The sequence below is a fragment of the Streptomyces sp. NPDC088354 genome (genome assembly GCF_044753585.1).
In the GTDB taxonomy this organism is placed as follows: domain Bacteria; phylum Actinomycetota; class Actinomycetes; order Streptomycetales; family Streptomycetaceae; genus Actinacidiphila.
In genome coordinates, this window is the sequence record NZ_JBIVNJ010000004.1 from 235,303 (window position 1) to 248,417 (window position 13,115).

The 13,115-nt window shown below is 69.9% G+C and carries 11 protein-coding genes; 4 read left to right on the plus strand and 7 right to left on the minus strand.

Features of this window, described 5'->3' with window-relative positions:
- Nucleotides 1-30 precede the first annotated feature (30 nt).
- The gene (locus ACIP98_RS09390) at nucleotides 31-1,263 is read right to left on the minus strand and encodes an NYN domain-containing protein (RefSeq protein ID WP_319661080.1); all 1,233 of its coding nucleotides are present in this window, start codon (nucleotides 1,261-1,263) and stop codon (nucleotides 31-33) included.
- A gap of 197 nt (nucleotides 1,264-1,460) precedes the next feature.
- On the opposite strand from ACIP98_RS09390, the gene ACIP98_RS09395 reads away from it, so the two are divergent.
- Nucleotides 1,461-1,631, plus strand: coding sequence for a hypothetical protein (locus tag ACIP98_RS09395; protein WP_319661079.1), 171 nt, complete (start codon nucleotides 1,461-1,463; stop codon nucleotides 1,629-1,631).
- 118 nt (nucleotides 1,632-1,749) lie between these two features.
- Here ACIP98_RS09395 and dnaE read toward each other — a convergent pair whose 3' ends face one another.
- The 5 genes from dnaE to ACIP98_RS09420 form a co-directional block, all read right to left on the minus strand.
- Nucleotides 1,750-5,328 carry a DNA polymerase III subunit alpha gene (dnaE, locus tag ACIP98_RS09400; RefSeq protein ID WP_319661078.1) on the minus strand — a complete coding sequence of 1,193 codons (3,579 nt, stop codon included), beginning with the start codon at nucleotides 5,326-5,328 and terminating at the stop codon, nucleotides 1,750-1,752.
- 269 nt (nucleotides 5,329-5,597) lie between these two features.
- On the minus strand, nucleotides 5,598-7,262 hold the full coding sequence (locus tag ACIP98_RS09405) for an alkaline phosphatase D family protein (protein ID WP_401974675.1): 1,665 nt from the start codon (nucleotides 7,260-7,262) through the stop codon (nucleotides 5,598-5,600).
- A gap of 127 nt (nucleotides 7,263-7,389) precedes the next feature.
- A complete protein-coding gene (locus tag ACIP98_RS09410) occupies nucleotides 7,390-8,199 on the minus strand; it encodes a thioredoxin domain-containing protein (RefSeq protein WP_319661076.1) in 810 nt (269 codons plus the stop codon).
- 76 nt (nucleotides 8,200-8,275) lie between these two features.
- Nucleotides 8,276-8,923 carry a hypothetical protein gene (locus tag ACIP98_RS09415; RefSeq protein WP_319661075.1) on the minus strand — a complete coding sequence of 216 codons (648 nt, stop codon included), beginning with the start codon at nucleotides 8,921-8,923 and terminating at the stop codon, nucleotides 8,276-8,278.
- Nucleotides 8,924-8,993: 70 nt separating this feature from the next.
- Nucleotides 8,994-10,310 (minus strand): DUF2252 domain-containing protein, encoded by a 1,317-nt coding sequence (locus ACIP98_RS09420; RefSeq protein ID WP_319661074.1) that lies wholly within the window; start codon nucleotides 10,308-10,310, stop codon nucleotides 8,994-8,996.
- 170 nt (nucleotides 10,311-10,480) lie between these two features.
- Between ACIP98_RS09420 and ACIP98_RS09425 the strand changes: the two genes are divergently transcribed.
- Nucleotides 10,481-11,020, plus strand: coding sequence for a hypothetical protein (locus ACIP98_RS09425; protein ID WP_319661073.1), 540 nt, complete (start codon nucleotides 10,481-10,483; stop codon nucleotides 11,018-11,020).
- A 230-nt stretch (nucleotides 11,021-11,250) separates the two neighbouring features.
- Nucleotides 11,251-11,766, plus strand: coding sequence for a DUF2716 domain-containing protein (locus ACIP98_RS09430; RefSeq protein WP_401974680.1), 516 nt, complete (start codon nucleotides 11,251-11,253; stop codon nucleotides 11,764-11,766).
- A gap of 142 nt (nucleotides 11,767-11,908) precedes the next feature.
- On the opposite strand, the gene ACIP98_RS09435 is transcribed toward ACIP98_RS09430, so the two are convergent.
- Nucleotides 11,909-12,367: a hypothetical protein gene (locus tag ACIP98_RS09435; RefSeq protein WP_401974683.1), complete on the minus strand. Its 459-nt coding sequence runs from the start codon at nucleotides 12,365-12,367 to the stop codon at nucleotides 11,909-11,911.
- 191 nt (nucleotides 12,368-12,558) lie between these two features.
- On the opposite strand from ACIP98_RS09435, the gene ACIP98_RS09440 reads away from it, so the two are divergent.
- Complete coding sequence (locus ACIP98_RS09440) at nucleotides 12,559-13,029, plus strand: VOC family protein (protein ID WP_401974686.1); 471 nt, start codon at nucleotides 12,559-12,561, stop codon at nucleotides 13,027-13,029.
- The last annotated feature ends 86 nt before the right edge of the window (nucleotides 13,030-13,115 follow it).

Consider the following 13,115-nt stretch of genomic DNA (forward strand, 5'->3'; position numbering starts at 1 on the left):
TATGCGCCTCAGGGTCGGTCCGGGGCGCGTTCACTCCGCCGCGGGCGGCCGTGCGACGACCGCGCGGGCGTCGACCTCGCGCCAGAAGCCCGCCCGGATGGCGTAACGGTCGTGCTCGTCGATCTGGTCGTCCTTGTGGGCGAGGAGTCCGAAGCGGGCGGCGTAGCGCAGCAGCTCGCCGTCGATGCGGTGCGGCACGCGCGGGTACTCGGCGGAGAGCAGCTGCAGGTGCAGGCCCTCGGTGAGCCGGCCGATCCAGCGCCGGGCGAAGACCTGCCCGACCTCGTACGGGTCGCCGCTGACGTCGGTGATGTCCTCCTCGCGGTCGGCCCAGCGCTGCTCGGCGCTGGTGAGCTGGGCCAGGGTGGGCAGCCCGGCGTCCACGGCGTCGCTGCCGCCGACCATGCCGCGGTCGGAGGACCAGCGCAGTGTGGCGCCTGCCGCGGCGGAGGAGGGGTGCGGGGCGGAGTGGCCGCGGTGCACGATCCCGGCCAGGTCCTTGGGGGTGGGCACCAGGCCCTTGCCGGCGGCCGCGGGGGGATCGGCGAGGAGGCCGGAGCCGTTCTGCGCGGCGGTGGCCACGACGGGCTCGGCCGCGGTCGGCTCCTCCGCCGCGACGGGCTGCGGCTTGGCCGGGGCGGGTTCGGGCAGCGGGGCGGAGAGGATGGCGGCGATCTCGGGGCGCGGGGTGGGCGGGGCGCAGACCCCGGCGGGCTCCCGGACCCGGATCGCCCGGGTGATCCACTCGCGGTCCAGCACCCGGCGTTCGTCGGCCTCGGCGACCAGGTCCTCGGACTGGTTGAAGTCCCCGTCGGCGGCCTGGACGGCCCACAGGTGGACGGCGACGCCGTGCTCCTTGGCCGACATCATGCCGGGCAGCAGATCGCCGTCGCCGGTGACGAGCACCACGTCGGAGCAGGCCCGGTTGCGGGCGAGCTCGGACAGTTCGGCGTGCATGGCCGCGTCCACGCCCTTCTGGGCCCAGCGTCCGTCGGTACGGGTGAGCGCGCCGAGCCGCACGGTGACACGTGGCATGACCCGCAACCGCCGGTGTTCCGGCTGCGGTACGCGGTCGGGGGCGCCGTCGAACCAGTAGATCCGCAGCAGCGGCTGCCCGGTCTCCTTCTCGGCCCGTTCGCGCAGGCCCGCGACGATCTCCGCGTGGTCGACCAGGATCCGGGAGCGCGAGGGCTCTCCGGCCAGCAGGCTCGCGGCGGCGCCGAGCAGATAACCGGCGTCCACCAGGACGACGCAGCGGTCCATCGGTCTCACCCTCTTTTCCGGAGTCCTGTCGTCCGTCCCCCCGACGTTTCCCCGAGTCTGCCCGAACACCGGCTCGTTGTGACCTGTTGGGCGATCACCGGCGCGCCACACTGGGCAACTGCCCGAAATGCGACCTTCGTACTCCCGTGCAAGCCTGAGTGCGGCCCATTCCGTGATTTCCCCCAAGGAGGAACATCGTGGGCAAGAACAAGAACCGGGGCGAGCGCACCGGCCAGCGATCCGAGCGGGGCACCTCCGCGACCACCGAAGAGCACGCGAAGAGCGCCGGACGCGAGCACATCATGACGGCCCCGGGGGCCGAGCCGCACGTGTCGCAGAAGCGGCAGAAGAAGTTCGGCCACAACTAGCGCCGGACGGCAGCGATCAAGGGTGGCATCCCGCTCGGGGGTGCCACCCTTGATGCGTATCTCCCCTGTGCACGGAGGGTGATCGCAGGGATCGGGAGGGAGAGGGCAGGGCGGGCGATCAGCTCGCCTGCTGCTGGGCCGCGCCGAGACAGGCGGGGCCCAGGAGGGCCTTGAGGTCACCGAAGAGTGCCGGGTCGGGAGTGACCCGATGGCGGTCCAGCCGCAGCACGGTGGTCGAGCGGGCGCCCTGCAACCGCACCCGCACCTCGGTGCTGCCCTTGTGGCTGGCCAGCACCTCACCGAGCCGGGCGACCAGCGGCGGGGTCACCTTGACCGTCGGGATGGAGATCGTCACGGGTGCGTTGGTGCCCGCGTCGCTGAGGTCGGGGACCATCAACTCCATGGCGACCAGCCGCGGGATGTCCTCGCGCTTGTCCAGGCGGCCCTTGACGAAGACCACGGCGTCGTCGATCAGCTGCGTCGAGACCAGCTGGTAAGTGGCCGGGAAGAACATGCAGTCGATGGAGCCGCCGAGGTCCTCGACGGTGGCGATCGCCCAGGCGTTGCCCTGCTTGGTCATCTTGCGCTGCAGACCGGAGATGATGCCGCCGATGGTGACGATCGAGCCGTCGGCGTAGTCGCCGGCGAGGGCCGCGATGGCCGCGTCCGCCTTGTCGTTGAGGACGTGCTCGATGCCGAAGAGCGGGTGGTCGGAGACGTAGAGACCGAGCATCTCCCGCTCCTGCGCGAGCAGATACGTCTTGTCCCACTCGACGTCGGAGAAGACGACGTCGAGCCCGAAGCCCGGTTCGTCGGCCGCGGCGTCGTCGCCCATGCCGCCGAAGAGGTCGAACTGCCCCTCGGCCTCCTTGCGCTTGACCGCGACCACGTTGTCGATCATCGGCTCGTAGTGCTCGGTCAGGCCCTTGCGGGTGTGGCCCATCTCGTCGAAGGCGCCCGCCTTGATCAGCGATTCGATGGTGCGCTTGTTGCAGACGACCGCCTCGACCTTGTCGAGGAAGTCGGGGAAGGCGGTGTACTTCCCCTTGGCCTTGCGGCAGCGGATGATCGAGTCCACCACGTTCTGGCCGACGTTGCGGACGGCGGTCAGGCCGAAGAGGATCACGTCGTCGCCCTGCGCGGTGAAGTTGGCGTCCGACTCGTTCACGTTCGGCGGGAGCACCTTGATACCCATGCGGCGGCACTCGTTGAGGTAGATCGCCGACTTGTCCTTGTCGTCGCGCACCGAGGTGAGCAGCGCGGCCATGTACTCGGCCGGGTAGTTGGCCTTGAGGTAGGCGGTCCAGTAGGAGACCAGGCCGTAGGCCGAGGAGTGCGCCTTGTTGAACGCGTAGCCGGCGAAGGGGACCAGCACGTCCCACACCGCCTGGATGGCCTCGTCGGAGTAGCCGCGCTCGCGCGCGCCCTTCTGGAAGGGGATGAACTCCTTGTCGAGGACCTCCTGCTTCTTCTTGCCCATCGCGCGGCGCAGCAGGTCGGCCTGGCCGAGCGAGTAACCGGCGAGCACCTGGGCGGCCTTCTGCACCTGCTCCTGGTACACGATCAGGCCGTAGGTGATGTCGAGGACCTCCCTGAGCGGCTCCTCCAGCTCCGGGTGGATCGGGGTGATCTCCTGCTGCTTGTTCTTGCGCAGGGCGTAGTTGATGTGCGAGTTCATGCCCATCGGGCCCGGCCGGTACAGGGCCGAGACGGCGGAGATGTCCTCGAAGTTGTCGGGCTTCATCATGCGCAGCAGGGAGCGCATGGGGCCGCCGTCGAACTGGAAGACGCCGAGGGTGTCACCGCGGCCGAGCAGTTCGAAGGTCTTGGGGTCGTCCAGCGGCAGCGCGAGCAGCTCGATGTCGATGCCCTTGTTGGTCTTCACGAGCTTGACGGCGTCGTCCATGATCGTGAGGTTGCGCAGGCCGAGGAAGTCCATCTTCAGCAGGCCGAGCGACTCGCAACTCGGGTAGTCCCACTGGGTGATGGTGACTCCGTCGGAGTGCCGTACCCAGACCGGAACGTGGTCGGTGATCGTCTCGCTGGACATGATCACGCCGGCCGCGTGCACGCCCATCTGCCGGACCAGGCCCTCCACGCCGCGGGCGAGGTCGATGACCTTCTTGGCATCCGGCTCGTTCTCGTACATCCCGCGGATCTCGCCGGCCTCGCTGTAGCGCGGGTGCGTCGGGTCGGTGATGCCGTTGAGCGGGATGCCCTTGCCCAGGACGTCGGCGGGCATCGCCTTGGTGAGCCGGTCGCCGACCGCGTAGGGGTAGCCCAGCACCCGGGCCGAGTCCTTGATCGCGTTCTTGGCCTTGATGGTGCCGTAGGTGCCGATCATGGCGACCTTGTCGGCGCCGTACTTCTCGGTGACGTACCGGATCACCTCGGCGCGCCGGCGCTCGTCGAAGTCGATGTCGACATCGGGCATGGAGACGCGCTCGGGGTTGAGGAAGCGCTCGAAGATCAGGCCGTGCTCGATCGGGTCGAGGTCGGTGATGCCCATGGCGTACGCCACGATCGAGCCGGCCGCGGAGCCGCGGCCGGGGCCGACGGCGATGCCGTTGTTCTTGGCCCACATGATGAAGTCGGCGACGACGAGGAAGTAGCCGGGGAACCCCATCTGGATGATGGTGTCCATCTCGTACTCGGCCTGCTTCATCCGGTCGTCCGGGATCCCGCCGGGGTAGCGGCGGTGCATGCCCCGCAGGGTCTCCTCGCGGAACCAGGTGACCTCGGTGTACCCGTCGGGCACGTCGAAGCGGGGCATCAGGTTCTTCTCCTGGAACCAGCCCTCGGTGTCGACCTGCTGGGCGACCAGCAGCGTGGTGTTGCGGCAGCCCTCCTGCCAGGCGTCGGAGGAATCGATGGCGAGCATCTCCTCCGTCGTCTTGAGGTAGTAGCCCGTGCCGTCGAAGCGGAAGCGGTCCGGGTCGGAGACGTTCTTGCCGGTCTGGATGCACAGCAGGGCGTCGTGGGCGTCGGCCTCGCTGGCGTACGTGTAGTGCGAGTCGTTGGTCACGACCGGCGGGATGCCGAGCTTCTTGCCGATCTCCAGCAGCCCGTCGCGGACCCGGCGCTCGATCTCGATGCCGTGGTCCATCAGCTCCAGGAAGTAGCGCTCCTTGCCGAAGATGTCCTGGTACTCCGCCGCCGCCTTGAGCGCCTCGTCGAAGTGGCCGAGCCGCAGCCGGGTCTGCACCTCGCCGGAGGGGCACCCCGTGGAGGCCATCAGGCCCTCGGACCACTGGGCGATGGTCTCCTTGTCCATCCGGGGGTACTTCGTCAGCCAGCCCTCGGCGTAGGCGTCGGAGGAGAGCCGGAAGAGGTTGTGCAGGCCCGTCCGGTTCGCCGCCCAGATCGTCTTGTGCAGGTACGAACCGGAGGCCGAGACGTCGTCCCGCTTCTGGTGCGGCTGGCCCCAGGTGATCTTGCGTTTGTTCCGCCGCGACTCGGGGGCGACGTACGCCTCGATGCCGATGATCGGCGTGACCCCGGCGCCCTTGGCCTGGTGGAAGAAGTCGTAGGCGCCGTGCAGGTTGCCGTGGTCGGTCATGGCGATGTGCGTCATGCCCATTTCACCGCAGGCCTTGAACATGTCCTTCAGCCGCGCCGCTCCGTCCAGCAGCGAGTACTGGGTGTGAACATGCAGATGGGTGAAGGGCGTGGTCACGGGAAGCGACACCTCCGGCATCGGTGGTCATCTGGCGGCGAGGGGAATCCTACGCCGGGGGTCCGACAACCACGGCCGGGACGGTCCATGCCGGGCGGGCGGCCCGGGTGCTCCCCCCGCGACACGCCCGGCCGGCGGGGTTCCGGCGCCTCCGCGAGTCGTAGCCGATGTCCGTGCGACGGCGGACCCGGTCCCGCGCCACGGGTCGTACCCGGACCGGGCAGGGCGGCGTCCCGCGCTGCGCGGCGCGCACCGCGGGACGCCTGCCGGTGAGCGGCGCCCTGAGCCGCTCAGCGCACCGGCGAGTCGGCCCGCTCCACCTTCTGGGTGCCGGACAGCGTGCGGTACGAACGCTCCCACGTGGACGTGGCGCCGGCGTCGGTCCGGTCGGACAGGACGTAGTAGTCCATCTGCGCCCGCTCGGCGGTGATGTCCAGGACGCCGTAGCCGTGCGAGTCCATGTCCACCCACTTCACGTGCCGGTTGGCGACCTTGACGGCGGCCTCGGCGATCGGGGAGACGGTGCGCGGTGCGACCTTGAGGATGTCGTCCAGGTTGTCCGAGGTGACGGAGGTGACCACGAACTCGGTCGCCGCCGACGCCGACAGCGGGTACGTGGCCGCCTTGACCGGGACGTCGTTGGCCCACGCCATGTGGATGTCGCCGGTCAGGAACACGGTGTTGCGGATGCCGTTGTCCCGCAGGTGCGCCAGCAGCTCACGGCGGTCGTCGGTGTAGCCGTCCCACTGGTCGGGGTTGATCGCCAGACCTTCGCCGGGCAGGCCGAGCAGCTTCGCCAGCGGCGCGAGCAGGTAGTCGGGCAGCGCGCCGAAGGCGACCGGCGAGATCATGACCGAGTTGCCGATCAGCCGCCAGGTGGTGTCCGAGGCCTTCAGCCCCGCCTTGAGCCAGTCCAGCTGCGCCCGGCCGGTGATCGAGCGGTCGGGGTCGTCCACCGAGCCGCTGCCGACAGCGGCCTGCTGCGAGCGGAAGGAGCGCAGGTCGAGCAGCGACAGGTCGGCGAGCCTGCCGAAGCGCAGCCGGCGGTAGGTCGTCCCCGCGATCGAGGGGCGCACCGGCATCCACTCGAAGTAGGCCTGCTTGGCGGCCGCCACCCGTGCGGTCCAGGTGCCCTCGGCGCCCTCGGTGTGGTTCTCGGCGCCGCCGGACCAGGCGTCGTTGGCGAACTCGTGGTCGTCCCAGATCGCGACGACCGGGGCGGCGGCGTGCAGCGCCTGGAGGTCGGCATCGGTCTTGTAGCGGCCGTGCCGGGTGCGGTAGTCGGCCAGCGTGGTGATCTCGTGCGCCGGCGCGTGCGGGCGGACGACGGTGCCGCGGGCGGCGAAGCCGCCGCTGGCGTACTCGTAGATGTAGTCGCCCAGGTGCAGCCAGGCGTCCAGGTCACCGCGCGCGGCCAGGTGCCGGTAGGAGGCGAAGTACCCGGCCTCCCAGTTCGAGCAGGACACCACGCCGAAGCGCAGGCGGGCGGCGGTGGAGTTGTCGGCCGGGGCGGTACGGGTCCGGGCGACCGGCGAGTCCACGCCGCCCGCGGTGAATCGGTACCAGTAGTCCGTCGCCGGCCGCAGGCCGCGCACATCGGCCTTGACCGTGTGGTCGCACGCCGCGGTCGCGGTGGCCGTGCCACTGGCGACGACGGAGGTGAGCGCCTTGTCCGTGGCGACGGTCCAGGTCACCTCGGTCGCCGGGCCGAGCCCGGAGCCGGGGACCGCCTCGGGGACCGGGGTCACGCGGGTCCACAGCAGGATGCCGTCGGGCAGCGGGTCGCCGGAGGCCACACCGTGCAGGAAGGCGGGCGCGGACGCCGCCTGCGCCTGGCCGGCGGTGGCGGCGAGCGGTATGAGCGCGGCGCCCGTCACGACGGCGCCGGCCTTGACCACCGAACGGCGGCTCGGTGTTCTCGGAGAGGTCTGTGAGGATGCAGAGGTCTCGGTCACGGCGGATCAGATTACGCGTCAGTAACCGCTCTCCGGCACCCCTCCCGGCAACTGTTGGCGAAGACTTCGCCCCCCGGTCCCCGGCACGTCGCCGGGGACCGGGGGGCGATCAAGTGCCGTGCGCCGCCTACTGCTTGGCGCCGATCTGCGCGTCCACCGCCGCCGTGAACTGCTGCGGCGTCATGGTCTGCACGTTCTCGATCGTCTTGCCGTCCAGCTTCACGGTCGGCGTGCCCTGGATGCCGTCCGTGTCGAACTGCTTGGCCATCGTCAGCGCCCACTTGTCGTAGGTGCCGTTGCGGACGGCGTTCTCGAAGGTCTTGTTGCCCTTGAGGGCGTCGACCTTCTGCGCGATCTCGATCAGCTTGGCGTCACTGCCGAAGTCGTCCTTGGTCTCCTCGGGGTGGACGTCCTTGGAGTACAGCAGCGCGTGGTACTGGACGAACGCGTCCTTGCTGACGTTCAGCGCCGCGCCGAGCGCGCTCAGCGCGTTCTTCGAGCCCTGGCCCTGCTTGAGGGCGTCGTCCAGGAAGGCGCCCATGGTGTACGAGATCTTGTACTTGCCGTCCTTGGCGTCCTTCTGGACCTCCTCGCCGGAGGTCTGCTCGAACTGCGCGCAGACCGGGCAGCGCAGGTCCTCGTACACCTTCAGCGTGTGCTTGGCGTTCGCGTCGCCGATCTCGATGGACGTGCCGTTCTTGCCCGTGGAGTTCGCCGGCGCCACCAGCTTCTGGTCAGCGGCCTTCTCCCAGTAGGAGGGCGCGTTCATCTTGACCACGGCCACGGCTATGCCGGCGCCGAGCGCCAGAACGCCGACCACGGCGCCGCCGACGATGAACTGGCGGCGGACCTTGTCGCGCTTCGCCTGGCGCTCCCGCTCCGCGCGCAGACGCTCGCGGGCGGCGGTCTTGGCGGTCTGGCTGTTCCTCTTGCTCATGGTGGTGGGTTCTCCGTGTCGTCGTGACATGCGTGAGGGGATGTGCGGGGGTGGGACGGGTCGTGCGCGGCGCGGCTCAGCGAGCGGCGGCGACGACCGGGGGCCCTCGGCGTACGACGGTGTGGAGCAGCAGCGGCAGCGCGGGCGCGACGGCGGCCGCGGGCACGAAGCGGCGGGCGGCGGCCCGCGGCCGGGCGGTGCCGCGGAAGGCGGCGACCGCGACGATCAGCGGCCGGAAGACGATGCGCAGCAGGCCGTGCAGCGCGGCCTCGCCGCGCCGCAGCCACCAGGCGGCGGCCAGGCCCACGGCGACGTGCACGACGAGCAGCAGCCAGGGCGAGGCCGAGTGGCCGGGGCTCCCGGCGGCGCCGGCGAGCGGGCCGCCGACGTCACCGCCGTGGCAGGCCAGGGCCTCGTTGATCGAGCGCCACGAGCCCGTGACGGGCCCGCCGGCCGGGCCGTAACAGGTCTGCTGTCCGGCCGTGAACAGCGTGTCCACGGCCAGTTCGAGCGGGACGAGGAGGCCGGCGATCGGCCAGTAGCCGCGCTCCCGGCCGCCGAGGGCGTAGGCGACGGCGAAGACGCCGACGGCCGCCCCCGCCGTGGTCACCAGCGGCAGGGGCTCGTGCGAGAGCAGGATGTGGGCGGTCGCGGACAGCGTGACGCACAGCGCGGCGAAACACGCCGCGCGCAACGCCCTCAGCTGAGGCCCGGTCCCATCCATGGCGCTGAGTGTGCCATGCCGGTGGGTAAGCAATGCCTAAAGCCCCGAAAACCCGGGATCGCAGCCCCGATCACAGCCCCGGGAAACGGCCGTTGCGGAACAGGTCCACGAAGATCTGATGGTCCTCGCGGGCCCGCGCCCCGTAGGAGTGGGCGAAGTCCACCAGCATCCCGGGGAAGCCCTCCTCGTCGCGCGCGATGGCCTCGTCGATCGCGTCCTCCGTCGAGAACGGCACCAGGGAGTGGCCGCTCTCGTCGTCCGCCGCCGCGTGCATGGCGGCCGTCGCCCGGCCGAGGTCGGCCACGACCGCCTCGATCTGGGCGGGGTCGTCGATGTCCGACCAGTCCAGGTCCACGGCGTACGGCGACACCTCGGCGACCAGTTGGCCGACACCGTCCAGCTCCGTCCAGCCCAGGTACGGGTCGGCGTGCGCCTGGAGCGCGCGCTGCGAGATCACCGTGCGGTGGCCCTCGTGCCGGAAGTAGGAGCGGACCGCCTCGTCGGTGATGTGCCGGGAGACCGCGGGGGTCTGGCCCTGCTTCATGTAGATCACGACGTCGTTCTCCAGGGCGTCGGTGTGCCCCTCGAGGAGGAGGTTGTACGAGGGCAGGCCCGCGCTGCCGATGCCGACGCCGCGGCGGCCGACCACGTCCTTGACCCGGTGGCTGTCGGGGTTGATCAGGCTGGTCTCCGGCAGCGTCTCCAGGTACCCCTCGAAGGCCCGCAGCACCTTGGCGCGGGTCGCCTCGTCCAGCTCGACGGCGCCGCCGTCGGGGGTGAAGCGGCGGTCCCACTCGCGGATCTCGGTCATCGAGTCCAGCAGGCCCACCCGGGTCTGGGCGCGCGCGTGGCGCAGTGCGTCCAGCAACGTGCCCTCCGCGGTGTCCAGGGTGAGCGAGGGCACGGCCTCGTCCTGGGCGAGGGCACGGATGCGCTCGCGGTAGGCGGTGGCATAGGTGCGCACCAGGCCGGAGATCACGTCGTCGGCCAGCGCCTTGCTGTAGCCGATCAGCGCGATGGAGGCGGCGAAGCGCTGCAGGTCCCAGGTGAAGGGGCCGACGTAGGCCTCGTCGAAGTCGTTGACGTTGAAGATCAGCCGGCCGTTGGCGTCCAGGTAGGTGCCGAAGTTCTCGGCGTGCAGGTCCCCGTGGATCCACACCCGGGAGGTGCGCTCGTCCACGAAGGGGCTGCCGTCCTTCTCCTCGGCGAGGTCGGCGTAGTACAGGCAGGCCGTGCCGCGGTAGAACGCGAACGCCGAGGCCGCCATCTTGCGGAACTTGACCCGGAAGGCCGCCGGATCCGCCGCGAGCAGCTCGCCGAAGGCGGTCCCGAAGACCTCGACGATCCGCTCCCCGCGCTGCTCGTCACTCGTGAGACCTGTGGCCATCTGTCCTGCGCCTCCTGGCTGTACGTGTGTCGGCTCCCCGTCGACGGGTCAACGCAGGAGCGTACGCCCGCGTCACCGGGCCGGGCCCCCGGCGGGACGTGATATTCGCGTCACCGACGCCGCTGGTCCAGCCGGGCACTTACCGCTCGCGCCGGGCGTTGTGGGGGGCGATGAACACCACCAGGGGGCGGGACACCACACGCGGCCGCAGCGTCCGCCGCACCGTTTTCGGGCTGCTCGTGATCGGCGCCCTCGTACTGGCGGCCGTGGCCTGGCCCACGCTCTCCGCCCAAGTGCGGGCGGCCAACTGGCCCGAGGAGGCCCCCCAGGGCCCCGACCACATCACCGCGCGCATGAAGGCCGTCCGCGACGCCGTCGTCAAGGAGTTCGGCCCCCGCGGCCTCCGCGGCGCCCCCGGCTGCTACCGCGAGGACGGCGGCATCGCCGGCGGCGGCGAACACCCCCTGGGCCGTGCCTGCGACTTCATGCTCATGCCCGCCGGCCACAAGGTCACCGGCAGACCCGAGGCCCTCGGCGACGACATCGTCGCCTGGGTCCGCGAGCACGCGGACGAATTCGGCATATGGTACGTGATCTACGAACAGCACATATGGTCCAGCCGCCTCCCCCAGCAGGGCTGGAAGCTCATGGAGGACCGCGGCTCCATCACCCAGAACCACTTCGACCACGTGCACATATCGGTCTACTGATCAGCCACCTGGCTGAGCTGGGTCTCCAAACGGAACAGCCCGCTGACCAGCGTTGATACCGTCACTGGTTGTCAACGTTGGTCAGCGCTGGTCCACCTTCCACGGCCCAGGGACGGCCCGGCCGAGGTGTTCAACTTGCGGGGTGACACCCGCATGAGATTCTCGCCCGCCCTCTCGTGACCGATTCAGCGGGCGTCCCCTTTCAGGCACGTCGTTAGGAGCGATCGGGGATGGACGAACCCGTGGCCGCGCTGCCCGCGGCTGAGTACCGAGACGTCTGGGACCGCTTCTACCAAGAGTTCAGTTTCCAGCCGAGTACGAGTTCATTCAATTGGCCAGCCATCAAAGAGCCTGCCGCATCGATCACCTGGAGCCTGTCGACGCTCCCCGACGAACCCGACTACGAGCGCCTGGACCGACTGGTCGAGGTCGTCCAGCAGGGGCTGGCCGCGTGCGTTGGCCCGCAGGGCACACTGCTCGCGCTGGACTGGCAGCACACCTGTTACCGCTTTGCCCCGCAGGAGATCGGCGGCCCTGGGCAACCGGCTTGGCCACTCAGCCCGTATCCCGACGGGGACTATTTCATCTACCTTTCGGAAGACTTCCGCATGGGCAGCTTTGGCCATCCTTGGGAAGAGTCTCTCTGTCTGTTCGGTGAGGCACTCCTCGACGCCGTATCAACGGAGGTCGATAAGATTCTTGGGCAGCCGATCCGCAAGGCGGGCACAGCGGTGAATCTCACCTGAGCTTGGGAATCACCGGGCTTCTGGGCCTCGACTACAGCCTGACCTGCGAGAACGGGTTCCAGGGTGTAGCGGAGGCTCTCCCTTACACCCGCTGTTGACCGTGGCTTACCGCTCCCGCGGGCACGGACCGGGCACGGGGCCCTCAACCCCCGTAGCGGTTTCGGAGGTCCGACGTGACCCGCGACATGATGCCCGTTGCCTGCTGCGGAGGCATCTCCGCCAAAGGCATCTCCACTTGGGGATCATAGGCAGTCAGGCCGGTCTCCTTCTCCACGATCGCGGAGAGGGCAAAGACCTTGCCGAGCACCGTTGCGGCACCGTCCCCGACGTGCCAGTAGGGCACGGTGATGCTGACCTCGTCACCGAACACTGAAAGGTCGACACCAGTACCGGAGTGGCTCAGGTCCCGCGACTCCTGCCCATCCTCCGCGATCTCCACATCGCCGAGCAGGGTTCGGGCCTGCGGCACTATTCGCTGCCATGCTGCGAGGAGCTCAGCGGGGATGGGCCCGCTGTCTTGGGCTGCGTCCTCCATGGCCTCCAGGACCTCATCCCAGGACTGGCCGTCGCGTCGGCTCAGAAAGTAGATGTCGTAGCTCACCGCAAGATCGTAGGGCCACCGCTCCTCGTTGCCGACAGCAGTGGCGGCCGTCGTGGCAGCGATGGCAACGAGGACATCCGGGCGACGGTGTCCGCTGTTTCGGGTGGCCGGCGAAGGTACACCGATGAGTTCCGCCGGTAGGGCCGGTCCCTCCGTACGTACGCCGTCGAGCCACCGACTGGAGACCCACCATGACGACTCCCGCACACCCCGGCCGCATGCTGTTCGTCAACATCCCCGTAGCGGACCTCGAGCGCAGCAAGGCGTTCTTCGCCGAGCTCGGGTTCGGCTTCAACCCGAACTTCACCGACAAGACCGCCGCCTGCATGCCGGTCGGCGAGCATGCCTTCGTCATGCTGCTGAGCCGCGAGAAGTTCGCGGAGTTCGCGAAACTGCCGATGGCCGACCCCACCACGCACACGCTGGCGTTGTACTGCTTCAGCGTGTCGTCCCGCGACCAGGTCGACGCGGTCAGCGCCGCCGCGCTCGCGGCGGGCGGCTCCGAGGCGGACGGCGCCGAGGACTACGGCTTCATGTACTCACGCAGCTTCTTCGATCTCGACGGCCACGCCTGGCAGGTCATGTGGATGGACCCGGCAGCGGCGGAGCAGGGCCCCGAGGCGTTCACGGCCTCCACGCAGGACGCCGGCACCCCGGCCTGACCCCCCACCACTGCGGAGGCTGGCGGCAAAAGGGTCGTCCCGGCAGCCCCACATCACCACCGCCCGAAGGCACCGGACCGTGGCCG

Excerpts from the sequence above, each read along its gene's own strand:
- ACIP98_RS09390 (WP_319661080.1), bottom strand. The coding sequence starts at position 1,263 with ATGGACCGCTGCGTCGTCCTGGTGGACGCCGGTTATCTGCTCGGCGCC.
- ACIP98_RS09425 (WP_319661073.1), top strand. The coding sequence starts at position 10,481 with ATGAACACCACCAGGGGGCGGGACACCACACGCGGCCGCAGCGTCCGC.
- ACIP98_RS09430 (WP_401974680.1), top strand. The coding sequence starts at position 11,251 with ATGGACGAACCCGTGGCCGCGCTGCCCGCGGCTGAGTACCGAGACGTC.
- ACIP98_RS09440 (WP_401974686.1), top strand. The coding sequence starts at position 12,559 with ATGACGACTCCCGCACACCCCGGCCGCATGCTGTTCGTCAACATCCCC.
- ACIP98_RS09410 (WP_319661076.1), bottom strand. The coding sequence starts at position 8,199 with ATGAGCAAGAGGAACAGCCAGACCGCCAAGACCGCCGCCCGCGAGCGT.
- ACIP98_RS09415 (WP_319661075.1), bottom strand. The coding sequence starts at position 8,923 with ATGGATGGGACCGGGCCTCAGCTGAGGGCGTTGCGCGCGGCGTGTTTC.
- dnaE (WP_319661078.1), bottom strand. The coding sequence starts at position 5,328 with ATGCCGGAGGTGTCGCTTCCCGTGACCACGCCCTTCACCCATCTGCAT.
- ACIP98_RS09420 (WP_319661074.1), bottom strand. The coding sequence starts at position 10,310 with ATGGCCACAGGTCTCACGAGTGACGAGCAGCGCGGGGAGCGGATCGTC.